The sequence below is a fragment of the Endozoicomonas elysicola genome (genome assembly GCF_000710775.1).
Lineage (GTDB): Bacteria > Pseudomonadota > Gammaproteobacteria > Pseudomonadales > Endozoicomonadaceae > Endozoicomonas > Endozoicomonas elysicola.
Map to the genome: position 1 here is coordinate 1,270,622 of NZ_JOJP01000001.1, position 25,841 is coordinate 1,296,462.

The window sequence follows — 25,841 nt, forward strand, 5'->3', positions numbered from 1 at the left end:
AAAGTGATAGTGCGTCGACTCTCATTACGGGCATCATCACTACAATCCCTCCTTTTTCACCATTCGGTTCATCGGGCAGGTTGTGTCTATTGAAACTTAGCAAACGACTCAAACAGATCGATTCCATGGTTGCCTCTGGGTACACTCATATCTGGGACTGCTGCTGTGACCATGGCTTTCTGGGGGCTGCACTGTTATCAAGACAGGCTGCAGAGTGCATTCATTTTGTGGATATTGTACCCGAGCTGATGGTTGAACTGAGCCGTAAGCTGGAACGCTTTTTTCCACATTCATCTTCAGCCTGGGAAGCCCATTGTCTGGACGTGAAAGCATTACCGTTGAATCAGTATGAAGGGAGGCATCTGGTCATCATTGCCGGTGTCGGCGGTGATCTGATGGTTCAGTTTATCAATGCTCTGGTTCAGTACTATCCGGATCACGCTATTGATTTCCTGCTCTGCCCTGTCTATCACCAGTATATGGTACGGCAACACTTGATTGAGCTCGGCTTTAGCCTGAAGCAGGAAGTGCTGGTAGAAGAAAACCAGCGGTTCTATGAAATTCTGCTGGTGTCGTCAGTTAGTGATGTTCAATCAAAAATCAGCCCCTTTGGTGATGGAATCTGGAAAGCCGATAATGCACAGCAGGCTTCAGTAGCCAGAAGGTATCTTAATAAAACGTTGGGTCATTACCAGAGGATTCAACGAAGCAGCGCTGACAACGTCCAGCCCGTGATTGATGGTTATCAACGTGTAATCATTTCTTCGTCGTGAACCTTTTTTTATTCCAGTTCTCAAAACCGATAGCTTGTTGAGTTCTATTCAGAGCTTTATCCGTAATCTGTGAACGGGATCCTTTTGTGACTATTGCCTTATTAATCAATAATCTATAAAAAGCGCGGGCAAATGAAATGTGTAAGGAACAGAAATTTGTTCAAGCGTAAATTATTACAACTGGCTACTTCCACTGTACTGGCTGCCATGGGTGCAAGTGCACAGGCTAATGGTTCGGCTATGGTCAATCCTGACAGTGGCGTTGTTGTGGGCTATTGGCACAACTGGTGTGATGGCGCAGGTTATCAGAGGGGTAATGCTCCCTGTGTGAAGCTGGATCAGATTGACCCGATGTACAACGTGGTTAACGTCTCTTTTATGAAGGTGTACGACACGGCGGCAGGTCGTATTCCGACATTTCATCTGGATCCGGCCATTGGTCTCTCTGAACAGCAGTTTATTAATCAGATTGCAGAACTCAATAACCAGGGGCGCTCTGTGCTGATTGCCCTCGGCGGTGCTGATGCGCATGTTGAATTGAAAACAGGTGATGAGCAGCCCTTCGCGGATGAGATTATCCGTCTGACGGACATCTACGGTTTTGATGGTCTGGATATCGACCTGGAGCAGGCAGCGGTTACCGCTGCAGATAACCAGACGGTGATCCCAGCAGCATTGCGCATTGTTAAAGACCATTACAAGGCACAGGGTAAAAACTTCCTGATCACCATGGCACCGGAGTTTCCTTACCTGACCACCGGTGGCAAGTACGTTCCCTATATCGAAAATCTGGAAGGTTACTACGACTGGATCAACCCTCAGTTTTACAATCAAGGTGGTGATGGTATCTGGATTGATGGTGTTGGTTGGATTGCCCAGAACAACGACGACCTGAAAGAAGAGTTCATTTACTACATTTCTGACTCTCTGGTGAACGGCACCCGTGGTTTTCACCAGATTCCTCACTCCCGGCTGGTCTTTGGTATCCCGACCAGCAATGATGCGGCCGCTACCGGTTTTGTTAAAGACCCGCAAGATCTTTACAACGCCTTTGAACGTCTTGATGCACAGGGGCAGGGGCTGCGTGGTGTGATGACCTGGTCGGTAAACTGGGATATGGGCACCGATGCATCGGGCAAGGCTTATAACGAGCAGTTTATTAAAGACTACGGCCCGTTTATCCACAGTAACTCGCCAACGCCACCACCGGTTGATGGAAAGCCGGTATTCAAAGGCATTCAGAACTCCCGCATTCTGCACGGCAGTGATTTTGACGCGATGGCCGGAGTAACCGCCATCGATAACGAAGACGGCGATCTTACGGGTGCTATCCAGCTCGATGGCTATGTCGATACCCATGAGATTGGTACTTATGCCCTGACTTACCGTGTGACAGATAGCGATGATAACGCAACATCCATCGTTCGATCTGTGGAAGTGTACAGTCTGAAACCTGTCTTCACCGGGGTAGATAACACAATCATCCAGCTCAATACCCCATTTGATGAAATGGCGGGTGTTACGGCTACCGATGCTGAAGATGGTGATCTGACATCAGCCATCCGGGTATCCGGTTCTGTGAACACATCAGTCGTTGATGTTTATACATTGAACTATTCCGTCACTGACAGTGCTGGTCAGGCGGTATCAGCTAAGCGCAAAGTTACCGTATCCGACGGTACCAGCTGTGCTAACCCCTGGGGTGCAGGCACTGTCTACTTAAAAGGTGATGAAGCATCTCATAACGGAATTCTGTGGCAGGCCGGCTGGTGGACCCAGGGTGAAGAGCCGGGAACCACCGGTGAGTGGGGTGTATGGCGTAAAGTCTCTGACAGCTCCTGCGGTGGTGGTGGCCAGCCCGATCCTGAGGCAGAAATGACAGTTTCTGGTGTTGCTTCTGAGTACATGGCAGACAATGGTCAGGTAAACCTGTCACTTCAGGTGACCGTTAATGAAACGATGGATCTGAACGCTGTCATCACTGACTCGAACGGTGATGTGGTGAGCGATGCCAGTCTGTCGGTTACTGATAATGCCAGCCTTGCTTTGACCATTAATAATGCAGAAGCGGGTCGTTATGCCCTTACTGTAACCGGCACCACCGCTGATGGTGAAACAGCCAGCTACGAGGCAGGCTTTACGGTCAAAGTTGATGGTGGCGTAACACCGCCTCCGGGTGAGTATCCACTGTACGATGCCAATGCCAGCTACGCGGCCGGTGATATTGTGCTCGGCAGTGATAATGCCCTGTATGAGTGCAAGCCATGGCCTTACACCGCCTGGTGTTCAAGTCCGGCTTATGCACCAGGCAGCAGCCAGTATTGGCAGGATGCCTGGATCAGACTGTAATCGTGTAGTGAAATAAGAGAAGCGGTGAGTGATTACCGCTTCTCAAGCACCGAATAAATATATCCTCACCCTCATGAAACTTTTCTCCCAGGCGGTGTTGGCCGGCAGAGCTCAAACCTGAATTCTGCTAGAGTGGCTGCCGGATAAATCCAGTGTCATTTGAGTCTGTGTGTTACGTAATCTGGATGGTGCACGGCATAGGCGAGGCGTGAGGCTTCGTTCTGTCGCGACTCGTTTTCATGAATAAGGTGTAGTGAAAGTGATAAAAGTAGGTGTGATTGGCTATGGTTATTCTGCAAACACTTTCCATATTCCATTGATTGAATCAATCGAGTCAATGGAATTGACGGCTATTAGCAGTTCTAAACCAGAAGTCATAGAAGCTGAGCACCCCTCCGTTACCGTATTTGATTCGGCAGAAGCATTAATTACCAGTGGTAATGTTAATCTTGTGGTTATTACCGCGCCAAATCACGTTCATTTTTCATTGGCAAAACTGTGCTTGGAAAATGGTGTACATGTGGTTGTTGAAAAACCAATGGTGACCACGAGTTTGGAGGCGGAAGAGCTTGAGTCCATCGCTGAAAAAAGTGGATTAGTGCTATCAGTGTTTCACAATCGGCGTTGGGATGGTGACTTTCTAACGGTGCAAAAACTGTTGAGGGAAAATGCCTTAGGAGACCTTAAGCTCTTTGAGTCGCGCTATGATCGTTTTCGCCCGATTGTTCGTCAACGGTGGCGGGAAGAACCCGGGCCTGGAGCCGGTATCTGGTATGATCTGGGTTCTCATCTGGTTGACCAGTCAATTACCCTGTTCGGATTGCCAGAGGCGTTGACGGCAAGATGCTTACCGTTAAGAGACGGTTCAAAAACAACCGATTATTTTCACGTACTGCTTCATTATCAAGGCTTTGAAGTCATTCTTCATGCCAGCTCCTTTTCAGCTGCACCCAATAGTCGCTTTCGACTTGAAGGCAGTCAAGGCAGTTTTGTTAAGTATGGATTTGACCCCCAGGAAGCGCAGTTGAAAAATGGTATGGTGCCATCTCAGTCAGGGTATGGCATTGAAAATAAAGAGCAGTATGGCAGTCTCTACGGTGATGCCGCTGTTGAATGCATTGCAACAGAAGCCGGTTGCTATCAACACTATTACCAGGATGTAGCAAACGCAATAATTACTGGCGATAGAAATCCGGTTAGCCCCAGTGATGCTGTGGAAGTGTTAAAAATTCTTGAGTTGGCTGAAAAAAGCAGCCAGCAGGGCCAAACACTTTCTGTGTGTGAGGCAGATTGAACTCATGACTATAACTGAAGTAAGAAGAGCGACCGGGCAAGATCTTGAAACGATCCAGAAGATCGCCAGAGAGACCATTGATAAGAGTTATCGCTCTTTTCTGGGTGATGAAGCGGTTGACTGGTACATCAACAGTGGCGAGTCCGACAAAGAGCTGGCAAGTTATTTGGATCGCTGTGATGTGCTGACGCTGGATAATGAGATTGCCGCCTTTACCATCTATTTTGATGACCTGATCCATCTGATGATGGTGGATGTGAAGCTGCACCGCAGTGGGTTGGGTTCTACACTGCTGGCACATTCCGGTGCCCAGCTGTTTTCCAGAGGCCATCAGGTTATTCGACTTGAAACTTTTCAGGGCAACACCCAGGCTATTAACTTCTATAAGAAGAACCACTGGTTGGTAGTGAAAGAAGAAAAAGACGAGGCATTTGGTTTCGTTCGTGTGTTCTTTGAAAAGCGGGCATAGTCGGGGAAATGATGAAAAAGGGCTGGGGTATCATTCTTGCTTTGATGGCATTTACCGCCTCGGCAGCAGAAACTATAGATTGTAGTAAGGCCTATACGACCATTGAAATCAATCAATGTGCCACCATTGAGCTGGGTGTAGCTCAGAAGGAAATGCAGCGTTATTTTGACGCTAGTTTAAAGCATAATAGCTTTGATACTGAGCTGGTTGCAGCGATTAGAGCAGCACAAAGCGACTGGGAGAAGTACTACAATTCCCATTGAGATGCTGTGTATACGCAGTGGCGTGAAGGGACTATTTGGGGAGTGATGGCGCTTTCCTGCCAGACAAAACTGACCCGACAGAGAACCCATGAGCTGTGGGAAAATTTCCTGACGTATATGGACAGTACGCCGCCAGTGTTGCCTGAACCTAAATTCAGCAGCCAGGTGCTTTAATTTCTCTGCGAGCCTCAGAACTAAAGGCTCTCCGCGGAGTTACCTATTCACCTTTTGGGGGATCGGCTATAACGCTCTGCGGCTTTCTGAAAAATTTCAGCGCCCTCCGCTGCGTTGTGCCATTTGCCAAGGACTACGGCCATTGGCTGCATGACGCGCCTTGCTGAGAACACTGAAATTTCCCAGAAAATCCGCATCCAACTGCTGAATTTCGCCTGAACCAAACCATTAATCGGTATAACAAAGACAGTATGAGCAACCTTATCGAGAGTAGTGCTGAATATCTTTCCATAACGTTCAGTGATGGTGATTTTGCCCACGGGAAATTCCAGGATATTGAGTTTGATGCCTGTACGTTCGTGAACTGTGACTTCAGCGAGACGGTGTTTGAAAAGTGCCGGTTTATTGATTGTGAATTTGAGAAATGCAACCTCAGCCTGGTTAAGCTGAACCACAGTCGGTTTTCGGATGTTGTCTTCAAAAACAGCAAGATTATCGGTGTGGACTGGACGAAGGTGGCCTGGCCCAATATTTCTGTGGCTTCGCCTATCCAGTTTTTTCAATGCATTATCAATGACTCCTCTTTCTTTGGACTCAGCTTAACCGAGATCACCCTGGAAGAGTGTAAGGCGCATGAGGTCGATTTCAGAGAAGGTGATTTCAGAGACGGTGTGTTCGATTACACCGATCTCACCAATAGTCTTTTCAGCAATACCAACCTATCTTCGGCCAGCTTTGCTGAGTCAACCAATTACGATATTGATATCAATGTGAACAAGATAAAAAATGCTAAATTCACCCGCCATGAGGCAATCCGGCTTTTAGCCAGCCTGGATATCGAACTGCTGGACTAACATTTTTGTGTTGTGCGTTGGGAGGCCGTCAAGCAACGGCTGATTTTAGCCTGTGAAACCAATCCCTTTTAAAATCCTCTGCTGGGGATGGTCTATATTAAAAGGCACGTGTTTGGTAAAAATGCCTGCATTCTGCTCAATCAGTAGAGGAATTCATCTCGATGAGCGTATTAGATGTTACCAGGGAAGCCAGTGTCACTACTGCTTTATTGAATAACCCTCCCGCCAATGTGCTCACTATTGACCTGATCAATGAGGTCAACCATTTCCTCGCTTCTGTTGATAATGAACAGGATACTAAAGTGGTGGTGTTCAAATCTGCGAACCCCCTGTTTTTTTCGGCTCATTTTGATTTGAATCTTATTAATGGTACAGCAGAAGGGCATGCTGGCTGTATGGCATTCAGCCAGATGATCAAGAGCCTGAAGCAGCTCAAGCCCCTTTCAATAGCGGTAGTGGATGGCTGTGCCCGTGGTGGCGGTGATGAGTTTGTGATGGCGTGTGATCTTTCTTTCGGTACCGAGAATGCTGTTTTTGCTCAGCCGGAAATTGGTGTGAATATTCCTACGGGGGGACAGGGTGGTGTGCAATACGCACGTCGTATGGGGCGAAGCAAGGCGCTGCAGTCTTTATTAACCGGGCGTGACCACTCTGCCCAGGAAGCCGAGCGATTAAACATCATCACCCAATATGTTCCCAAAGCGGATATGGACAGCTTTCTCGACAGTCAGCTTGCTGTGATTAACAGTCTCGATCGGCGTGATATTGCGATGTATAAGGATATTGTGGCTACTTCCATTATGGATGAAGATGCTGGTGTTGAGTTGGAGCTGAAATACTTTCTGGATCGGGCCGGAGAGGAAAAATCACAAACCATCTTTAAAGCTTTTCTTAAAAGTGGTGGCCAGACGGAACGTGAAGCCACCGACTTTATGGGGATTTTTGCCGACACCGTGGCTGAGTTAAGCCGACATTCTTAGTATAGAGGTTAAGGGCTTCCATAAAGGCTTCTGGGGGGGCAATGCCAGTAAGATTACTGCTTGTCTCTGACCTATTGATTCACGCTGGGAGCCAGAGCATGCTGCGGGGATTCTTTTTTGAACCACTGAGATCACAAAGAGCACAAAGGAAAAGCAAAGCTCTCCTTCGTGGTCTTTGTGGTTCAATCGATAACCCATGGAAACAGGGAGTAAGTGCTTAATGTCTTCACCCCCAACGCTCCTCTCTCCACTGTATTTGCTGCTCTTTGGATAGAAATGTCCATGCCACAATACGAGTCAGCTTTTGACCCTGCACCATTTTAATAGTGCGAACATCAACAGCATTCACTTGTTTAAGGACTTTATAGAGTGCTGGTAAGTTTTCTTTCTTAGACACCAGGGTCGAGTACCAGAAGCAATTTTCAGGCTTTTCTGAGCTTTCGATAGTCATTCGCTGAATAAATGCAGCCTCACCACCAGGGCACCAGAGTTCCGCTTTTTGACCACCAAAGTTTAAAACGGGTTTTATGGCATGATTTTTTGAGAAAAGACCTCTATTCCTGCCGCTGCCTTTCTTACTTGCATTGGCCCTCAGGTTGCGAACCTTGCGCTCAGACCCTACTGTTGCTTCTTCTAATGATGCATGGAATGGAGGGTTACATAGGGTGAAATCAAAAACATCGTGATCGTTTATTATCCCGATAAAAATATTATCTGGGTTTTTCTGTAGCCGACACTGAATAGCACCGGCCAATGATCGGTTCGACTCAACAATCAGTGTTGCTGATTTTACTGATAATGCATCAATATCTGAGCCTGTAAAACGCCAGCCATAAGTTCGATGACCAATGATCGGATAAACGCAATTAGCACCCATACCAATGTCCAGGCCATGAATATGCTTGCCTTGAGGAATAACCCCTTTGTTAGAGGCGGCTAATAAATCAGCCATATAGTGAATATAGTCAGCACGCCCGGGAATTGGTGGGCACAAGTAACCTGGAGGGATATCCCAGTTCTCGACCTTATAAAAATGGTGTAATAAGGCTTTGTTCAGCATTTTTACTGCAGCAGGATCGGAAAAATCAACCGACAGATTACCAAATTGATTTTTGGCCACAAATGGGGCTAAGCCGGGACAGCTTACTATCAACGCATCAAAATCATAGCGTTGATTATGAAGGTTGCGAGGGTGTAGGCCTTCTTTCTTCTGCGTTGGCTGGTTTTTCTTTGGGGCCATTACACATTACCAATGGGGTATGATTTCATAGAACTGGATAGTTAACAGCCGGTGGGCGTTCGGGTATCGTGCAGGCGCTGAACACGTTAATCACAAAGCTGTTAATAAAAACAGAAGGCTATCTTGAGTCTTGCATTTCTTCAAAATTAAAGGCTATCCGACCTTGCTTTTGTGATCAACAAGCATAACCCATGCTTCATGACAACTCACTTATCCACCCCCGTCCTGTTTCTGTCAGAACGTATCGCTCCTGCGCAACCGGCTTGTGGATAAAACCTATCGCTTTTTTGTTTTTCCCGGATGCTAGCACCAGCATCCTCAGCAACTCCCTGACTTTATCTGGCCCGAAGCCGGTTCGCTCACACAATTCCTCAAGATTCATGGGAGACTCTTTTAAAATCAGCAGGATAACTAGCTGAGCCATGGTAATGTTGTAGTTGTGGGAAATACTGATGTATTTCTCTAGTCTTGCCAAGTTGTCAATCAGCTTTGCCGTCATTACATAAGATACCTGAAGAAAAACTGCCTATGGTCGTTTTGTTCTACTAATTATCCACAATAAGTCATCCAGAATTTGTGTGGATAATGTTGTGGATAAACCGTTAGGTGATTAACGAGAGCATGAATTCATGTGGTGCTGTTAAAATTGATTGTTTTTTGATCAAATTTAGAGTCTGTGTTCTGATGCAGGCTTCACACTATACCAGCCTATGCTCAAAGAATGATCGGTATATGTACTAGGAGACAAGTTTGGCAAAATATAGGTGGAAGTCTTGGTGGAAGTGATCATGGTATGAACGCTCCCTGATAAATTTGGTATTTGGGAGCGTGTGCTTCGAGAAAGCTCAGCGGTTAAGATAAGCCCAGATCTTGGGCAGTGATTCGGAACCTATCAGCTTGATCACTTTATCAATGATGATTTTTTCTGAGTCGGTAGCGTTTTGATAGAGGGTGTTCAGGTCTTCTGCTCTCTCGAATTGATCCTTGTAATTATTAATAGCCAGTTCAAGCATTACTCTTATTTCATTCATTGTGCTACTCCATAGCGATAGATATCCACATCATTTCTATAATTTTGATGCGATCTCAAATGACCTGCTCGTTTATGTTTTTACCGATCGAATAACCCTATGTAAATGCTATATCAGAGAAAAAACTATCAAGAATATTGGTTATTAAGAAAAGATATAAATGGCCTATTTTATTGCAACTACATCATGTGCTGAGAGATTTTAGAAAAAACAAAAATTGCCCTGATAAAGTTTCTGAATTCATGGCGGCAAAGTCATCTGACTTTGGTGTTTTACTTACTGTTGTACGATTATCGTGGATCTCAATCTTGCTTGGCATTTTTCGATGACTTCTAGAAAGTATTTCATTGTTGGAACTATTGTAAAGTTGGCTGAGTCTGACCTGAATTAGTATAGGGGTTAGATGAGGTATGTGATGCATCGAACTGTTGGCTGTATTTTTATTATTTTTATTTTTTCTCTCATACCTGTTGCCGCTTTTTCTGAAGAACCTTCGGAGGGTGGAGGTGCAAATCCGGTTGAAGCGATTGGCTGGGATAGTGAAGAAGCAATTATATTCAAGCTTCGCAATGCAACAAATAGAGGCCTTTTGGATGAGATTGCCAAGACTGGTTTTGCATCCATTACCGGTGGTATTGTTGGTTCTGTTTTTGGCTTTAGCTGGCCGGGGCTATTAACGGTACTGCAAAGTGGTGGGCCTGGTAACCTGCTATATCTTAACTTTTTTGCTGGAGCTATTCTAAAGGGTGCGGCTTTGGGTGCACTTTCTATGATATCAAGGGTGTACCTGAGAACTCCTGCTGATTATATTGCCTGGCCCTATTCATGGTATGTAATTACTAAAATAAGGTTAAAAAACTGGGTCTTTTATGAAGACCCTGCTCCTAAGACACAGCAGGATATGTCGGCCTATATAGATCCGGTCGCCAGCCGTTTAAAAACAGTGGTTGAGCAGATTTTCCAAATCCCTGCCAGTTCATGGACGATAGTAACTTTAGCAGGTGGTTCTCCGAATGCCTTATCTGGAATAGGCTATAAAGTTATCCTCTTTTCTCCGGTACTTTCTATCGCCAAAAATCAAGCAGGGCTTTCCTGTGTTATTGCTCATGAAATGGGGCATGCTCTGGCACAACACATTGCACAGGACAATTTGGATCTGCTGTTTTTTCAAAAATGGGGAATAGCGAGTATTCCTTTTACCAAAGCTATATCACAGGAAAGGGAGCTTCAAGCTGATGAAATAGGTCTTTATCTTACAGCTCTAGCGGGGTATGACCCATCCGAGTGTGCGGCGGTTTGGCGCAGGATGAGTGTTGCAACTGGAGATATCAGACCAATTGTGAATATGTTTATCTCAGACCACCCTACCAATAAAACACGGTTTGATGAAATGAAAAAGTTAAGTGATAAATTAAAGGGCTATCACTTAAGAAATCCTGACTCTCTAGGTTTGGGAATTGAGTATGAACTGTAATGCTTATTCCAGTTACATGAAACTATGAAGCATATGGCAGCTTTTACCTGTACAGATAATACTATTTCCTCGGCTTTGGTAGTTTGATTGCTTGTCTTCAAAGAAAGAATGGTTCCATTCTGGTAGATGGTCTCAGCAGGAAAGAGGCGGGATTTTTCTTTTCTGAATGCAGTGCCTGTAAGGAAAAGGTTTATAGATGGAACCATTGACCTTTCTCAGGCCTCCAATGAAAAAGTTGAAATAGAATCAGGCAAAGGTGATATGACTGGTTAAGCCACCATCGACGAAGAAAAACAGGTTATAGGGTAGCTGCTCTGCAGCTGGCCCATTTAAACGAAACCCTCAGGGTGATAGTATTCCCGCCGCCAAAATGGCCGCATCCTGCCCCTGCTCACTTTGCCATCCTGCCTGAATCCGAGCCTGTGTATTGGTGTGAATGCTCTGATTAATGCAAATGTTATCTTCCCGCTTTCATCATTTTATTGATGAATCCAAAGCACTGTTAGGCCTTTCGTTACCGATTATTGTTACTCAGCTGGCCACCAATGGTATGAATTTCGTCGATACCAGTATGGCAGGCCAGGCCAGTGCCAGAGATCTTGCTGCTATTGCTGTGGGCACCAGTCTATGGTTACCGGCCAGCTTATTACTGCGTGGCATCCTGATGATGCTGACGCCGGTGACAGCACATCATCGTGGAGCTGGTAATAACCCGGGTATTAGCAAAGATCTGGGGCAAACGCTATGGATAGCCTTGCTCTGTTCCGCAGCCTTGATCAGCTATCTGAATTTCAGTGAAGACATTCTTGTCTATATGACGGTCGCACCGGAGATTATCCCGGTGGGGGTTGGTTATCTTCATGCATTGGCATTTGGTTTGCCCGGTATCGCCCTTTTTTACATGCTTAACAGCTTTCTGGAAGGTATGGGCAATACCCGTGCACCGATGGTGATCTCCCTGTTGGGGCTACTGGTGAATATTCCAGTGAACTACGTGCTGATTTATGGAAAGTTTGGCCTTCCTGAATTAGGGGCTGTGGGCTGTGGCTGGGCGACCAGTATCGTTTATTGGATGATGTCTATACTGATTTTTCTATATATCCGAACACATCATCGCTACGAGCATTTGCTGGATTTAAGAGCGACACTTCCTGACTTTACACGAATCCGGGAGTTATTCCGTCTGGGGTTGCCTATAGGAGTTAGTATCTGTGTCTGCGGCAGTATTTTTGCGGTGATTGCTCTGCTGATAGGTAAGCTGGGAGCCAACAATATTGCAGCTGCCCAGATTGCCCTGAACTTTTCCAGTATGACGTATATGGTTCCCATGAGTCTGTCGTTTGGCATTACCATCAGAGTGGGCCACTCACTGGGTAAAGGACTGAATGATGAAGCCAGAATACAGGCCATCTGTGGCATTCTGACGGCTGCGTTGATCGCTGTGCTTTCCGTACTTTGCATCTTGATATTCCGCCAGCAAATCATCAGCTTATATACCAATGATCCGCTTATTGTTAAAGGGGCTTCGGTGTTGCTGGTCTGTGCTGCGATGTACCAGATCAGTGATGCAGTACAGGCATCAGCCAGCGGGGCTCTTAGGGGCTATAAAGATACCCGTGTTCCCATGGTGCTCTCATGTGGTGCTTATTGGGGCATTGCCTTACCTGTAGGGTATGCTTTTGCTATGACGGATATTTTTGGAGCTCCAATGGGTACTGAGGGTTTCTGGGTTGGTATTATAAGCGGACTCACTTTAGCTGCAGGTTTATTGTTAGGTCGCTTGGTTCGTTTGATGAAATTGTAAATACCATGAGGGGGCTTTATGATCTGTCTTAGATTGTAAAGCCACCATATCAGATATGCCTGCTTGATTGTTTTCGGTAGGGCTAATTAAAAACTGCACGTTAACTTATGGAATTTATTATCGAATATATTTGCCATTGATTTATTAGAATTTTTTAGAAAGCTGAATCAATGGTTTATCTTGATAAGGTTGTTGAGAAAATCAAAAAAATAGAATTCTTCAATAAAATTGTATAATGTCTTTAGAATGTCTTATTTTTTCCGGGAGGTGACATGCTGAAGGCAGGGTTGGCAGGTTTTGCAGTCTATGTTTCTTCAATGTTTAATACAATATTCGTAGCTTCTCGTGGTTCTGGGTGGATATCCAATACTATTCCTCAGTTCATTAAGGTGGCTCTGTCAAATATGACACTCGAGATTTTATTTTTACATTTACCTTACTATTTTGTTGGTATATATGTTTATAAGTTGATTGCCAGATCCACACTGTTTAAAAAAATGCTTGTAATTACTCTTCTTATTTTACCTGTACTCGATACAGTTATTTTTCGTGGTTTGACCTTCAGTATTTTTGCTTTTCCTCTTGCATTTGGCTATGGGGTTTCTGAAGTGAAAGCAATAGCACTGGTCTACTCAGTGTACGCAATTTTCCTTGCGTGGGGGTTATATAATTTGAACCGAAGGCCATCTGAAGAAAATAGACAGGAGGAATAGAGTTCTGTGTGGTTGTAGGCTCTTCTCCAAGCTAATGAACCATCTGATAGTGGGCTTGGAACACACAATAAAACCTTATCTCACTCTATATCAACAATGCATTACATCTATGAAATCCCCTGAATGGATTACGCCCTTTCCTGCCAGTCTTATTAAGCTAGGCGACAGTGACTTATCCGGATGCATAAAAACAATGAAAAAACTAACGGGAAAGATTGCCCTGGTGACCGGAGGCGGTCAGGGCGTTGGTCAGGGTATAGCGCTTTCTCTGGCTAAGGAAGGGGCTGTTGTGGCGGTCGCTGGTAGAACGCTTGCAAAATGCGAAGCCACCTGTGAACAGATCCAGGAAGTGGGTGGTAAAGCCATTGCTATTGCGATGGATGTAAAAGATCCAGCATCTTTGACCACTGGTGTTGATCGTATTGTCAGTGAATTGGGTGGGCTGAATATTCTGGTCAATAATGCTCAGGAAATTGCGCTTGGCACTCTGAATAAAATTACTGATGAAGCATTTGAAGCGGGCTGGCAGTCAGGACCATTGGCTACCCTGAGGCTCATGCGCCTCTGCTATCCGCACCTTAAAGGTGATGGTGTCATCATTAACCTGGCGTCCACTGCAGCCAAGCGTTGGGATATGTCTGGCTATGGGCCCTATGCGGCGGTAAAGGAAGCGATTCGTTCCCTGAGTCGTGCCGCAGCCTGTGAATGGGGGCCAGATAATATTCGCTGTAATGTGGTGTTGCCTCATGCCAAATCCCCAAGCCTTGAGTGGTGGATGAATGCGAACCCTGAGGAGGCAGAGGCGTTTGTGAATGCCATTCCCATGCGCCGGGTCGGTGAGTGTGAAGACGATATTGGCAGGGTAGTGGCTAATCTCTGTTCTGAAGATATGCGTTATATCAATGGTCAAAGCATCGCTGTTGATGGTGGTCAGGCGTTTATGGGGTGAATTACAAGACGCTGACTCTTTTTTGCAGTCTTGGAGATAGTCGCTTTAAGCGTCAGAGCTCTGCAGGTCTCCCATCAGGGAGACTCTGTTGGTTAAGTATCAGTCATCATCACTGTCGCTGAATACGGGGGTATCTTCTGTAGACTCAATAACAACAACGCCGGAATGCACGGAGCTTCCAGTGCTCTCGACACTTGACTGGGGTTTCAGTCTGCCAAATAGCTGTGATTCTGATGTTGTCCCATCCAATAACTCACTGATAAAAGGAGGGTAGAATATTTGATGATCCTCCCTGTATGCCTTAAATAAATCAGGCATCTTCTCCCGGTAAAATGGATAAATATTTGAATAACTTTCAGCTATCACTGTTGCCGAAAGTATTTCTTCTCTTAAAATATCAGTGATTGTTTTATCTTTTTCTTTTAAGAGTTTGTAGATATTAAAAAATAGCTGTAAATGCAGTTGATCTATTTTCTCGAAGTCTTCTTTAAAGTGGTTGTGGCATCTATTGTTTTGGTCCAGACACCTTTCTTTATATCTGCAGTAAATCAATAATGTCGTTTTAATGAAACAGCTGAGTCTTTCAGGATTACCTGTCAGAGTAATCGGTGTATCGCGAAACTCCTCGAAATAACCTTTGACCCTGTCGACCAGGTGGGCTTTTAAACCGGTAAAACCAAAACCTCTAATACAACAGGCCTGGTATTTACTTCGATATTTTTCAGAAAGTTGTTCATAGAGTTCTTTATAGTGACTGTATTTTGGATGAGTTGCCCCCTCTGATTCTGTTGATCCTGTCCGCCTTTGATGAATGTTAACTATGGGGATAGGGGCATGCATTGGCGTTATTGATTTTTCTGTGTTGTTTCCAAATGTCAGGGTCTTTCCCTGAAATACTCTGCAGGTGGGTGGTGTTTCAGAACATAAGGCATCATGTGCTGGGCTTGGATACTCCTTTGCTGAGTGAAAAGACGGACTGCTTCGTTCTGGGCTACTGGGTACGGACATGTTAATAAACCTGTTCATTAGCAAAAGGCTCAGGACTACTTCAAGTGTTGGCCCCATGAAATATTGAGCTATACCGCAGTCATTAAAAAAGCGCAGTATTGATGTTATTAAATCGACGCTCGGTGTTTTCCTCTTAGTCAGAAGGTTAGTTGTGCAGCTTCATTTTGGCGAGCTGGAGCTGGAGGATATTGAGTGTATCAATGTCTATTGATGCTGAATAAATACAGCTGAGAAGTCATAGTGGCATATTTCACTTATGATAGTGATCCCGGTTTAAGTTGATCATTTTTCAAGAGAGTAAACCATGCCATTCAGTTTGGAGATGAAGGTTCGCGACTATGAGTGCGACCTGCAGGGAATCGTAAATAACAGTGTCTACTTCAACTATCTTGAACATGCACGCCATGAGTTTCTGCACGCCAATAACATCGACTTTGCGAAGCTGGCAGCAGAAAAAATTAATTTAGTCGTGCTGAGGAGCGAGATGGATTACAAAATGTCGCTGGTGCCAGGGGATGAGTTTTATGTGGAAGTGGAACCGGTTCGGCTCTCCAGACTGAAATTTGGATTCAAGCAGAAAATCTTCCGTAAACGGGATAACAAGTTGGCCATTGATGCATTGGTGGTAGGGACTTCGTTGAATGCTAAAGGCCGGCCTTTTGTATCGGAAGATATTGATCGGGTGTTTCCGTTTATCGACTGAGAGTAAATGCAAAAATAAAGAAACGTCAGAATTCATCTGACGTTTCTTTGTCCATTTATTTTTTCAACAGCTTTCTTCCCACAAAGTAATCCACGCTGACATAGCGTCCTGCACCCTGGAAAAAGAGCACCAGCAACATAACCAGATAGGTTGCAGCAAACTCAATACCATTGTTCAGAATCACCGGCTTACCAAACTCGGTAATGTAGTTGTAGCGGCCAGGATGGTTCAACTTCAGCCAGCCCAGAAAACCATTCAGTCGTTTTGCTGCTTCCGCAGCATTTTCATTGGGTGCAAAGCTGCCTGGATCAGCAATAGCCTGCCACCCGTGGGGCCAGTGCACGGCAAAAATAGCAACCAGCATAGTGATGATCAGCGGAACAGAGATCAATCGAATACCCAGGCCTGCGACCAGTAAAACCGCACCAATAATCTCTGTCCAGGTTGCCAGGGCGGCCATCAGCCAGGGTAAGGGCAGGGCAAGCCCATGTTCAAACCACATCACAATATCTTCAAAATGCGCCAGCTTATTGGTGCCGGCAATCCAGAAAATGGGGGCAAGGTATAGGCGAAGGGCCAGCAGGGGTAGTCCATCAGCGTGATGGAGGCAGTCCACTGTTTTTTGGTAGAGTGACGGGATCGTATTCATGGCTGACTCCCTGAATCTTGTTTTTATTGGGTTATTAACTCAACGTATGAGTGGGATGGTTGTTACAGCATGAAGGTCATTTTTTTCATTCCCGGGTTTGTAACGGTATGGACGATGAAGCGTTATTAATAAAACAGGCACAAAATGGTGATCAGCAGGCGTTTACGGTGTTGGTGCGGCATTATTACCGCCTGATGAGCTTTGTTGCCCTGCCCATTGTGGGTGAAAGCGATGCCGATGAAATTGTTCAGGAAGCCTGGTTGACGGTGCATCAGAAGCTGCCGGAATGGGAGCCCAGAGGCAGCTTTAAAGGGTGGTTGCTGACCATTACTGCCAATGAAGCCCGTTCCCGGTATCGCAAACAGAAGCGGGAGTTTCTGTCAGATGCTCCGGAAGAGGAACCTATGGCTCACCGCTTTAAGGCCAACGGCCATTGGCAGCAGCCTCCGTCTAACTGGGACCTGGGAGGGCCAGAGGCATTATTGGACAAACGTGAACTGATGGACTGCCTGAACCATAAGATCACCGCGTTGCCAGAAAAACAGCGTCTGGTGTTTGGCTTGAAAGATCTCAGCCAGATGTCACTGGAAGAGATCGCTGGCTTTATTGATGAGTCGGCGGCGAATGTCAGGGTTCTGCTGCATCGGGCACGAGCCAAGTTGTATTCCGGTATTGAACATTTTCAGGAGACAGGCATATGTTGAAATGTCGGGATATTGAGCGCATGGCGGGTCAGCTTCAGGATGATGAGCTGAACTGGCGACAGCGCTTTAGTATGCGGATGCATCTGATGATGTGCCATCATTGTCGCCGTTTTGTCAGGCAGTTTGCTGCCATAAAAAAACTGGCCGAGCGCTCTGTCAGTGAGCAGGCTTCTGATGATGAAGTACAGTCAGTGATGGATAAAATCAACGATCCGCAGAAGGGTTAGAATAACCCTTCGTTATGTTAAAGCGTATAACTCTCAAAATTGATCATTGGATTAAAACCTTCTCTTAACTGCATCTGCCGTCTACCCAGATCCATCATTAGCGTAACCAGCGTACCGCCATTGCCAGTCAGCTCATGATAGCTGTAGGGCCTCAGTATTGGATAAGGTTGCTCATTGTTATCCAGAAGCAGCTGTATGGCTTTCAGGCTTAACTCCGGATTTTTTTGATGATTTTCCTGCAGTTTTTTCAGGCGGGTTTCTGTGCAGGTTCGGGTGGTTGTGGGTAGCGCCTGCCCTGGTTGCAGATAGTGGTTGGTATGGAAATAGGTGGTCTGCTCTGTTGACTGAAACCAGGGTTGATCCGGCGCCAGCTCCACGGCAATCGTCGTTTTTTTGTCGGCCACCATCACATGGCTGGCCTTGCCTGCACCATGTATTTTGATCATTGCTTTGGCCTCCTGCAGAGTCTGGCACTCAAGCAGCGCCCTGAGCAGGAAGTGTACGGGCAGACCGGTCAGCTTCTGGTTAGCGGGCAGAATATTCAGGCAGACGCCAAGGCCAGCAGAGTTCATACCAATTTTGGCCAGCATACCCGGTTCGGTCATGGTTAATAGGCGATGGCCCGATTCCAGCTCAATGTCTACCAGCGCCAGTTGACCTTCCAGAGCCTGAGCCCAGTCCCAGTTTTGACCTATTAAGCCCTGTTGGGGAAAGGCAATGGATGAACATTCCGTGGGAACGGGCGATGACATCAATTCACTGCGGGCGTTAATACAGTAGATCCAGAATGGCTCAACACCAGATGCTTTGGCAATGGCATCCATTTCAACCTGATACTCTGGTCTGAAAGCGATCAGCTGCTGCATCAGCAGATCTACATGACTCTGCAGCTTTGCCCTGTCCGCCAGGAAGCGGGAGCGGTAATAGTCCAGAACGGTGTGGATTTCTTCACGCATCAGCTCGCCATGAAGGTGTCCACGGTCTTTGGCTGATCCTTTCAGCAGCAGCTTTTTCATTGGTGGTAATCCAGCGCTCAGTGACTCCTTATTATTGCTCTGTTAGCAATGGCTTTGACAAGAGCTTTTACCAGATATCTTTAAGGGCTATGCCCCAGAATCAAACCCAGTTGATAATAGTTTACCAGTGCCTGTTCGGCATAAGGTTTAACTCGAGCCTGCTCTGTCGTCGTCAGGTGCTCCAGGGTCTGGTTGATAAGCATCTTCTGGTTAGCTGGTCGGTCAAGATCGCAAGCCGCTTGAAACAGCTGCCAGGCCAGCGCATCCACGGAAAGAAAGCGAGTCTCGTTTTCCTGTCGGTAAATAATCAGAAGCGTTGGTTGTTCGGGAATAGTCTCTGGCTGAAAGTCCTGGCTGATTTTATGGACGGGGTATTGATAGGCTGCGGCCACAGCATTCACTGACCAGATAAGTTCATCTTCACATTCTGAAAAATAGTTGATCAGCATTGCTGGTGGTTCGTCCTGCTCGTTACCCAGCAAGACGGTTTCGAGCCATTCGTAATGTGCCAGTTCCTGAAGGAAGGGTGGCAGAGTCCGGTCTTCATCGGTCACTGGTCTTGTATTAAGCCAGGCCAGAAATTCAGCCGAGATATCGATAAAGTAGGGAGAACCTGCGTGATGCCCAGCAATAAAGCGATCAATCAGACTACTGAACTGTGCCTCGGATAATATCTTCTTCAGCACAGGGTAGCCCTGGCTGACAAAGTTAAAAATATTATTTCGGATTAACCTTGAATAGACGGCAAAGCCTTCAGGCTTGATCTGGTCGAAAGGATTATCTGCCTGATGACGTATAGCCTCAGTGAACTGTTGCTGAACCTTTTGAAAATCATCCACAGGCGTACTCCTTCTGCTGATTCATCTCAGCCTGCTGTATACGATGAATGGTGGTCAGCTCTTCGACCAGTTCCTCCAACGGGGGAATATTAAAATCCCGTTCCAGCAGGGTCGGGAAGACTCCGTGGTGCTTATAGGCTTTGTGGAGCAGCTGCCAGACATCATCCCGCACCGGTGCTCCGTGACTGTCGATAATCAGATCTGGCTGTTCGACAAAATGACCGGCAATATGGCCATAGCTGATGCGCTTCGAGGGTAGCTGCCTCAGAAACGTATCCGCGTCATAACCATGATTGATGCTGTTCACAAAGATATTGTTGATATCCAGCAGCAGCTCACAATCTGCCAGTTCCAGAATCGTGTTAATAAACTCAATTTCTGGCATCTGCTGCCCGGGAGCACAGTAGTAAGAGACATTCTCCACCGCAATAGGCTCCCCCAGAAAGTCCTGAGTCTGCTTAATGCGGTCTGCAACATAATGTGCTGCGGCTTTGGTAAACGGGATGGGCATCAGGTCATAAAGGTGCCCCTGGTCAGAGCAGTAACTGAGGTGCTCGGTATAACGCACCACACGGTGCTCTTGAAGAAATGTTTTGATCTCTTTCAGCAGGTTCATGTCCAGAGGTGTTGGTCCGCCCAGTGACAGAGAGAGACCATGACAGACCAGTGGCGTCTGTTCCAGGATTTGTTCCAGCAGCTGGCGCCTCTGCTTTGGGGCTTTAATCCAGTTTTCCGGAGCCACCTCCAGAAACTGAACGGTGGATGGCACCTCTCTGGCCATAGCCTGAAGGTGCTCCCGGCGCAGGCCAAGGCCTGCACCGCAGAGTGAGTGAAGAGGCTTCATCAGGCGGCTCCGCACTTGCCTTCGCCACATTTGCCTTCTTCATCCTTGCTGGCCGATTCGCCACATTTGCCCTCACCGCACTTGCCTTCGTCCACTTTGGTCGCATTGTCGCCACCGCATTTCCCTTCGCCACACTTGCCTTCTTCTGTTTTAGCAGAGGTTGATGAGGCACCGCATTTGCCTTCCCCGCACTTGCCCTCTTCGAGCGTTCTCTCCGCCAGAACAACACCTTCATAGCCCTGATTCAGCGCTGTGATTGAGCCTGTCATATCAGCGCTGACGGTGATTGATGCGGCGGATACGAGAGTGGCTGCAACCAGTGTGGTCAGTTTATTGGTTCTTGTAGTCATTGGTGACGCTCCTGTCGTTTTTATCAGGCCGCAAATCGCGGACTTATCAATACAACGTGGGAGTCGGAGAGATGTTACAAAAAAAGTTAAAAAAGTTTGAGGTAGTGGTTTAGTACTATCAGTTCAACCCAGTTCTTGTGGGTAAAGAGATGCTTTGTTCATTATTTCTTCAGGAAGGCTCAAAAACTGGTCTTATGGTTGTTTAATCTTGCTGTCATTGAACTGTTTTCCAAGAACGATTTCTAAATAAAGAGAATTATAACGTTAACAGGTCTGACAAATGTTAAATCTTGATATTTCAAACGCAGTTCTGAATCAAAGCTCCTGGAAAAGTGAGTCTGTTGCCAAAAAGCACCGTGGCAGTGATGAGAATACGCCGCCGCCCGATCTATTCAGGGAGGCGAGCCCATTCAATACTGAGACTCAATACGACCTGGGCTATGAAGTTAATCATAATACCCTCAAAGATGGATTCCGTTTGATTGACTCACATCCTAGAGTGCTGGAGAACCCTGAAAATAAAATTAGTAATATTGAGCAAGATGAGCTCAGGAAGTTTGAAGAAGGCAAAGCTGAGTTTTTTATAAAGCGTGCAGGAAGCACAGATCAACAGAGAATGGAGCGGTGGGTTGAGTCAGTTTTAGCTGAAAACCTCGAGTATGCCAGAGACCAGAAAGATAACCCGATCCGTAGGCCTGATAGTCAGAGGCAGACTAACCCTGTCTTGGAGGCTGGGCCTCACTTCCTTTCTGACAGGGCAGTCAGTTTTGGTTGGCAATATAAAAGCAAGAAAGGAGAAGATTTCTGTATAGCTGGAAGATTTGAGATCCTTGTTTCCGGCGAGAGGGCGCCTTTTTTCTTTTCCTGTGTTTGTGATGGGCATGGAGGTCAGGAAGTTGCGCGGCTGGTTCAGGCAGAGATTCCTGCTGTTCTTTCAAAAGCTATGACGCTTTCCTGCAAGAATGGTATTGATCCTGCCAGTGTTTATTATGCTCTGAACTTAACGTTCGAACATTTGCAGAATCAGGTGGATGAACATATAAAATCAATGCCATTGGCGGTGGTTAAGAAAGGTAAGGGAACTACCGTCAACCTGATGGTTCAGGAAGGAAAACATACCTGGTTTGCCAATGCTGGTGATAGCCGTGGTTGCGTCCTGAAACGGGATTTCTCCGGGATTATACAAGCTACTGAAGATGCAACCTGCAGTAAGCCAAGGTTTGTTGAAAAAGTTACAAATATGGGCGGGTTTATTGCTCCGAACAAGAAAGTTAATGAGGCAGTTGCTACGCCCTGCGCTATCGGAACGTACTATATACGAAAGTCAGAATATACTCAGGAGCGGGGATTTATAAAAGTGATTGACCATGAGCCTGCCATTACACGGGTGGTCACTGGAAAATATCCTTGGGTCGTTCAGGCTTCCGATGGTTTGTGGAATGTGGTGTCCACAGAAGACACTCAAAAGTTGATTCTTAAACATCAGTTGAACAAGCCTGATTACATTGCCCAAATGCTATTGAAAGAGGCGCACAGCCGGTGGGATAGGGATTTAAAGCGGGTACCTGAATATAAGCGTCGTCCCATAGATGACATTACTGTCCAGGTGACCATTTTCTCCACTCCCAAGGTACTCGGCCTGTCGCAGGAAGTAAGTACAGACAACTGATGCCTGTACTATCGGTAACAAACTTCGACTCACATTAAACCAAAACGGAAAACTGTTTTCTCTTGATAAGTGTCACCCGGGTTCAGCTGAGTGGATGGAAACTCTGGCCTGTTTGGTGAATCCGGAAAGTGCTGAGTCTCCAGACAGAAACCTGCCCGCATTCCGTACTGAAGGCCTCCCCGAGCAGGCTCGCCTTTCAGGAAGTTGCCTGTGTAGAGCTGCACACCCGGTTGGGTGGTGAGCACTTCCAGGGTTCGGCCACTTTCTGCCTCTTCTGCCAGTGCGACAGGTTTCAGAGAGTGATCACTGCCTCTTTCCGTCCATATGACCCAGTTGTGGTCATATCCCCTGGCCTGTTTCAGCTGGACAAAGTCTTGACCAATATCTTGGCCGATGGGCTTCATGGTGGTGAAGTCCATGGGGGTGTTGATAACAGGCTCAATCTCGCCATAGGGGATGGAAGTTTCATCAGTAGGTGTGAAATGGCTGCAGTGAAGTTGCAGCTGGTGGCTCAGGCAGTCTTCGCTGCCGTTAAGGTTGAAATAGGCATGGTTGGTCAGGTTAACCACAGTAGGGGCATCCGTCGTTGCCTGATATTCAATCCCCAGCTCATTCTGGTTATTCAGGGTGTAGATCACATTGACTTTCAGCGTCCCGGGGTAACCCTCTTCACCATCCTCTGACTCATAATAAAGAGACAGTGTGCAGAGGTTGTCGCTTGTATGATGTTCAGCCCGCCAGAGATGATGATCAAAGCCCACCTTGCCACCATGCAGATGATTGGGTGCATCGTTACAGGCCAGCTGAAACCGCTCACCATTCAGTTCAAATTCACCTCTGGCAATACGGTTGGCATAACGGCCAACAATGGCGCCAAAATAAGCACCTGAGCGTTCATAGTCTGCCACTGAGTCGCAGCCCAGGGTGACTTCGCCCAGATCGCCAGCTCTATCCGGAACACGAATGCTCTGGATAATCCCCCCCATGGTCAAAATGGTGACTTCCATGCCTTTCTGGTTACAGAGCCTGAAAGCATAAACCGGTTCACCGGAGCGATTGGCTCCAAACACTTCCTGAAAAATCTTCATAAATACGCCATTGCTCTGGAACACAAGGTCTCCAACATTCACAAAACGTGGAGTCAGGCTTCGTACGTAAAGAGAAATTTACGTAGTCAGCGGTATCACCAAAGATAGCCATAGTATCCAGAGTTTGTATATCAATTCACTGCTTGGGGTCATGGCAGAGGGCCTTCATGGTGTATTCAGTAACCAGAGTTCAAAAAACATCCAGCAGAATTAGCGTTAAGCCTGCAGTTGACGTGGTGGTGATCGATCGGTACAGGCAGGCTAATCTGGGGAAGGAGGCTCAACTGGTCTGGCCCGGTTTACTTTGCCGGCTGGACCGTACCGACCCATCATGGCGGGAATAACCGGTCGATATGTCCACTGATTATGCTCCAGCCATTGCGACATCGAGCTCAGTGCTCTATAACTATTAGTTCCGGGGGCGATTCGGATTCGACGACGGTATCGAACCCTTAGGTGCATGCCGAGGGCGTAGTGGTTCTCGTTAATCAAAACACTACAAACCTATTAGTTGCCAAATCAAGCAACTTCGAAAGCGCAAACGACGCTGAGTACGCTCAGCTGAAACTTGCTTAATCGTAGCTAAACCCTACGAGCTTTCCAGTCTAACCGGTTCGTTTGCTGGCTGGTATTCAGACTGTCATCGTAAGCAAACTCGCCACGATCAGCAGGTCTCTGGCTGACGGGCTAAAACTTGTGGGAATCGCATCGCAGAACCCCGACCACTGGGTCGCTGTGGTGTTAAATCAAAGGTGGATCTAAGCATGTAGAGCCGAAGGCTGAGAGCTGGCGGACGCGGGTTCAAATCCCGCCGCCTCCACCACTATAAAGACCTCGTAGGTTACTGATCTACGGGGTTTTTTTATGGCTGAGGGATTGGGCTATTTGTCGAAGTGTCCAAAAAGTGTCCAACTGCTTTGTTGGCATACTTGTCGGAGGTATGGAGGTTGCACAGTTGGGAGGAAAGCGGGTTGAGTCTGGTGGCATCTTTCAGGTGTTCAGGATCAAACTTTGCATACCTCATGGTCATGGCAATGTCTGAGTGCCCCAGTATTTTTTGCAGTACCAGGATATTGCCGCCATTCATCATAAAGTGGCTGGCAAAGGTATGCCTTAATACGTGGCTTGCCTGTCCTTTGGGCAGTTGGATACCGGATCGCTTTAACGCCCTTCTGAACGCGCCTATTGATGACTCAAAGCGTTTGTAGACTTTCAGGTGTGCTGAAATCTCGTCAAACAATTGAGAATCTACAGGGATTGAGCGTATCCGCTTACCTTTGGTATTGGAGTACTGAACACGGTAGTCCTTGAAGTGATAAAGCTGCCTGCTTTCGACTTCTCCCCATCGAGCACCGGTACTCAAACATAAACGAGTGATCAGTCCTACATGGGGGTTACTGCATCCCGTGTCGATGTGGAAAAGCAGTGTTTTGATTTGATCATTCGTCAGGTAGGCAAGCTCCGGCTGTTGCGTCTTGATCATCTCGGCTTCTTCCAGAGGGTTGCGATAGCGAATGTCTTTGCTTTTGATCAGCGTGTTATACATCGCTCTCAGATAGCCCAGATGATTGTTTACGGTTTTATCCGCAATGGGCTTGTCTGTCGCACTCCCAGCCTTCTTGATGTTTTTGTATTCGTGGAAGTCCTTGATGGTCAATGCACGGGCAATAGGGTTATCAAGAATGTCTGCCATCGCCAGTAAAAGCCGTTTTCTGGGTTCTCCATCGGATAAATCGCAGCCTTTGGCTTTGTACCAGATGTCGATCAGTTCAGTTAACCGGCGATTGTCAGCGGCTTCGGCCTTCCACGGCTTCCCTTCCTGATATTTGGCTTTGAGAAAGTCGATGTACTCAATGCATTCCCGTTTTGTCGTGCAGGTTTTTCGGTAACGCCTTCCGTATTTCCCTACCCTGACATCAACTTTCCATAATCCTGATACTTTGTCTTTTGTTATGCTCATACAGTTCCTCGCTTTTTGCCTTGTTTTAAAGGCTATTCTTTAAGTGGGTTTTTTCTATACGTTCTCCGACGTTTAGATATTTCCGTATCTAAATCTTCAATAGATTCAACTTCTTGGGCTAATTGCTTAATTTTCTCCTTCTCTTTTTTGGTGAATTTAATTTCGGCTTTGCCGGTGATGAGGTAATTGCTGGCAAATGGGAAAAGAATACAAAGCTGCTCCACCAGGTCAGCCGGTGTGCGCTGTTTTCCAAATTCAATGTTCTCCAGCGATTGCTCTGAAATTCCACATTTTTGAGCTAATTCCCCTCTGGTTAGACCTTCTAATTTGCGAATTAGTTCGATTCTCTTGTTTATGTTACTCATTGATTTTAAACGCCATTTTAATTTTTTTAATAAATGTATTTGTATACTGTAC

28 protein-coding genes and 1 other RNA gene are annotated in these 25,841 nt (G+C 46.4%); 17 read left to right on the forward strand and 12 right to left on the reverse strand.

Going from position 1 to position 25,841, the window contains the following annotated elements; genetic code table 11:
* Window positions 1-89 precede the first annotated feature (89 nt).
* The 8 genes from GV64_RS05330 (at window position 90) to GV64_RS05360 (ending at window position 7,156) form a co-directional block, all read left to right on the forward strand.
* Entirely contained in the window at window positions 90-773 is a 684-nt protein-coding gene (locus tag GV64_RS05330; RefSeq protein WP_033402553.1) for a tRNA (adenine(22)-N(1))-methyltransferase, read from the forward strand.
* Window positions 774-929: 156 nt separating this feature from the next.
* Entirely contained in the window at window positions 930-3,122 is a 2,193-nt protein-coding gene (locus GV64_RS26175; RefSeq protein ID WP_020581176.1) for an immunoglobulin-like domain-containing protein, read from the forward strand.
* Between the two features lie 259 nt (window positions 3,123-3,381).
* Window positions 3,382-4,416, forward strand: a complete 1,035-nt coding sequence (locus GV64_RS05340) for an oxidoreductase (RefSeq protein ID WP_020581175.1) — start codon at window positions 3,382-3,384, stop codon at window positions 4,414-4,416.
* Window positions 4,417-4,420: 4 nt separating this feature from the next.
* A complete protein-coding gene (locus GV64_RS05345) occupies window positions 4,421-4,885 on the forward strand; it encodes a GNAT family N-acetyltransferase (protein ID WP_020581174.1) in 465 nt (154 codons plus the stop codon).
* An 8-nt stretch (window positions 4,886-4,893) separates the two neighbouring features.
* Entirely contained in the window at window positions 4,894-5,148 is a 255-nt protein-coding gene (locus GV64_RS25530) for a lysozyme inhibitor LprI family protein (protein ID WP_201772467.1), read from the forward strand.
* A gap of 6 nt (window positions 5,149-5,154) precedes the next feature.
* A complete protein-coding gene (locus GV64_RS25535; RefSeq protein ID WP_201772468.1) occupies window positions 5,155-5,322 on the forward strand; it encodes a lysozyme inhibitor LprI family protein in 168 nt (55 codons plus the stop codon).
* Window positions 5,323-5,573: 251 nt separating this feature from the next.
* Entirely contained in the window at window positions 5,574-6,176 is a 603-nt protein-coding gene (locus GV64_RS05355) for a pentapeptide repeat-containing protein (RefSeq protein WP_020581170.1), read from the forward strand.
* Between the two features lie 161 nt (window positions 6,177-6,337).
* Complete coding sequence (locus GV64_RS05360; protein ID WP_020581169.1) at window positions 6,338-7,156, forward strand: enoyl-CoA hydratase/isomerase family protein; 819 nt, start codon at window positions 6,338-6,340, stop codon at window positions 7,154-7,156.
* A 226-nt stretch (window positions 7,157-7,382) separates the two neighbouring features.
* On the opposite strand, the gene rlmF is transcribed toward GV64_RS05360, so the two are convergent.
* The 3 genes from rlmF to GV64_RS05375 form a co-directional block, all read right to left on the reverse strand.
* Window positions 7,383-8,396, reverse strand: coding sequence for a 23S rRNA (adenine(1618)-N(6))-methyltransferase RlmF (gene rlmF, locus GV64_RS05365; protein WP_020581168.1), 1,014 nt, complete (start codon window positions 8,394-8,396; stop codon window positions 7,383-7,385).
* 196 nt (window positions 8,397-8,592) lie between these two features.
* Window positions 8,593-8,895, reverse strand: coding sequence for a hypothetical protein (locus GV64_RS05370; protein WP_020581167.1), 303 nt, complete (start codon window positions 8,893-8,895; stop codon window positions 8,593-8,595).
* Between the two features lie 346 nt (window positions 8,896-9,241).
* Window positions 9,242-9,427: a hypothetical protein gene (locus GV64_RS05375; protein WP_020581166.1), complete on the reverse strand. Its 186-nt coding sequence runs from the start codon at window positions 9,425-9,427 to the stop codon at window positions 9,242-9,244.
* Between the two features lie 415 nt (window positions 9,428-9,842).
* On the opposite strand from GV64_RS05375, the gene GV64_RS05380 reads away from it, so the two are divergent.
* The 4 genes from GV64_RS05380 to GV64_RS05395 all read left to right on the forward strand — a co-directional run bounded on the left by GV64_RS05380 (window position 9,843) and on the right by GV64_RS05395 (window position 14,367).
* Complete coding sequence (locus GV64_RS05380; RefSeq protein WP_020581165.1) at window positions 9,843-10,901, forward strand: M48 family metalloprotease; 1,059 nt, start codon at window positions 9,843-9,845, stop codon at window positions 10,899-10,901.
* Window positions 10,902-11,349: 448 nt separating this feature from the next.
* The gene (locus GV64_RS05385; protein WP_026258055.1) at window positions 11,350-12,705 is read left to right on the forward strand and encodes an MATE family efflux transporter; all 1,356 of its coding nucleotides are present in this window, start codon (window positions 11,350-11,352) and stop codon (window positions 12,703-12,705) included.
* Between the two features lie 272 nt (window positions 12,706-12,977).
* On the forward strand, window positions 12,978-13,418 hold the full coding sequence (locus tag GV64_RS05390) for a hypothetical protein (RefSeq protein ID WP_020581162.1): 441 nt from the start codon (window positions 12,978-12,980) through the stop codon (window positions 13,416-13,418).
* Window positions 13,419-13,611: 193 nt separating this feature from the next.
* Window positions 13,612-14,367: an SDR family NAD(P)-dependent oxidoreductase gene (locus tag GV64_RS05395; RefSeq protein WP_020581161.1), complete on the forward strand. Its 756-nt coding sequence runs from the start codon at window positions 13,612-13,614 to the stop codon at window positions 14,365-14,367.
* 99 nt (window positions 14,368-14,466) lie between these two features.
* On the opposite strand, the gene GV64_RS05400 is transcribed toward GV64_RS05395, so the two are convergent.
* Window positions 14,467-15,432, reverse strand: a complete 966-nt coding sequence (locus tag GV64_RS05400) for a hypothetical protein (RefSeq protein ID WP_152553930.1) — start codon at window positions 15,430-15,432, stop codon at window positions 14,467-14,469.
* A gap of 247 nt (window positions 15,433-15,679) precedes the next feature.
* Here GV64_RS05400 and GV64_RS05405 point away from each other — a divergent pair, with 247 nt between their 5' ends.
* Entirely contained in the window at window positions 15,680-16,078 is a 399-nt protein-coding gene (locus GV64_RS05405; RefSeq protein ID WP_020581159.1) for an acyl-CoA thioesterase, read from the forward strand.
* A 55-nt stretch (window positions 16,079-16,133) separates the two neighbouring features.
* On the opposite strand, the gene GV64_RS05410 is transcribed toward GV64_RS05405, so the two are convergent.
* A complete protein-coding gene (locus tag GV64_RS05410) occupies window positions 16,134-16,727 on the reverse strand; it encodes an HvfX family Cu-binding RiPP maturation protein (RefSeq protein ID WP_020581158.1) in 594 nt (197 codons plus the stop codon).
* Window positions 16,728-16,834: 107 nt separating this feature from the next.
* On the opposite strand from GV64_RS05410, the gene GV64_RS05415 reads away from it, so the two are divergent.
* The gene (locus GV64_RS05415) at window positions 16,835-17,431 is read left to right on the forward strand and encodes an RNA polymerase sigma factor (protein ID WP_020581157.1); all 597 of its coding nucleotides are present in this window, start codon (window positions 16,835-16,837) and stop codon (window positions 17,429-17,431) included.
* Window positions 17,425-17,658: an anti-sigma factor family protein gene (locus GV64_RS05420; protein WP_020581156.1), complete on the forward strand. Its 234-nt coding sequence runs from the start codon at window positions 17,425-17,427 to the stop codon at window positions 17,656-17,658. Before GV64_RS05415 ends, GV64_RS05420 begins: the two co-directional genes overlap by 7 nt.
* Before the next feature lie 17 nt (window positions 17,659-17,675).
* Here the strand turns inward: GV64_RS05420 and GV64_RS05425 are convergent, their stop codons facing one another.
* The 4 genes from GV64_RS05425 to GV64_RS05440 form a co-directional block, all read right to left on the reverse strand.
* Entirely contained in the window at window positions 17,676-18,674 is a 999-nt protein-coding gene (locus GV64_RS05425) for a C45 family autoproteolytic acyltransferase/hydolase (protein WP_020581155.1), read from the reverse strand.
* An 80-nt stretch (window positions 18,675-18,754) separates the two neighbouring features.
* Window positions 18,755-19,513 (reverse strand): HvfC family RiPP maturation protein, encoded by a 759-nt coding sequence (locus tag GV64_RS05430; RefSeq protein WP_020581154.1) that lies wholly within the window; start codon window positions 19,511-19,513, stop codon window positions 18,755-18,757.
* Entirely contained in the window at window positions 19,506-20,357 is an 852-nt protein-coding gene (locus GV64_RS05435; protein ID WP_020581153.1) for an HvfB family MNIO-type RiPP peptide maturase, read from the reverse strand. The genes GV64_RS05430 and GV64_RS05435 overlap by 8 nt, the downstream gene beginning before the upstream one ends.
* Window positions 20,357-20,707, reverse strand: a complete 351-nt coding sequence (locus tag GV64_RS05440; RefSeq protein ID WP_020581152.1) for an HvfA family oxazolone/thioamide-modified RiPP metallophore — start codon at window positions 20,705-20,707, stop codon at window positions 20,357-20,359. Before GV64_RS05440 ends, GV64_RS05435 begins: the two co-directional genes overlap by 1 nt.
* 280 nt (window positions 20,708-20,987) lie before the next feature.
* Here GV64_RS05440 and GV64_RS05445 point away from each other — a divergent pair, with 280 nt between their 5' ends.
* Window positions 20,988-22,376: a PP2C family serine/threonine-protein phosphatase gene (locus tag GV64_RS05445; RefSeq protein WP_020581151.1), complete on the forward strand. Its 1,389-nt coding sequence runs from the start codon at window positions 20,988-20,990 to the stop codon at window positions 22,374-22,376.
* A 29-nt stretch (window positions 22,377-22,405) separates the two neighbouring features.
* On the opposite strand, the gene GV64_RS05450 is transcribed toward GV64_RS05445, so the two are convergent.
* Window positions 22,406-23,464, reverse strand: a complete 1,059-nt coding sequence (locus GV64_RS05450; RefSeq protein ID WP_020581150.1) for an aldose epimerase family protein — start codon at window positions 23,462-23,464, stop codon at window positions 22,406-22,408.
* Between the two features lie 417 nt (window positions 23,465-23,881).
* Between GV64_RS05450 and ssrA the strand changes: the two genes are divergently transcribed.
* Window positions 23,882-24,287: a transfer-messenger RNA gene (ssrA, locus tag GV64_RS24160) on the forward strand.
* Window positions 24,288-24,326: 39 nt separating this feature from the next.
* On the opposite strand, the gene GV64_RS05455 is transcribed toward ssrA, so the two are convergent.
* Both GV64_RS05455 and GV64_RS05460 read right to left on the reverse strand, forming a co-directional pair.
* Window positions 24,327-25,424: a phage integrase gene (locus GV64_RS05455; RefSeq protein ID WP_020581148.1), complete on the reverse strand. Its 1,098-nt coding sequence runs from the start codon at window positions 25,422-25,424 to the stop codon at window positions 24,327-24,329.
* Between the two features lie 32 nt (window positions 25,425-25,456).
* Complete coding sequence (locus GV64_RS05460; RefSeq protein WP_020581147.1) at window positions 25,457-25,789, reverse strand: helix-turn-helix domain-containing protein; 333 nt, start codon at window positions 25,787-25,789, stop codon at window positions 25,457-25,459.
* Between the last annotated feature and the right edge of the window lie 52 nt (window positions 25,790-25,841).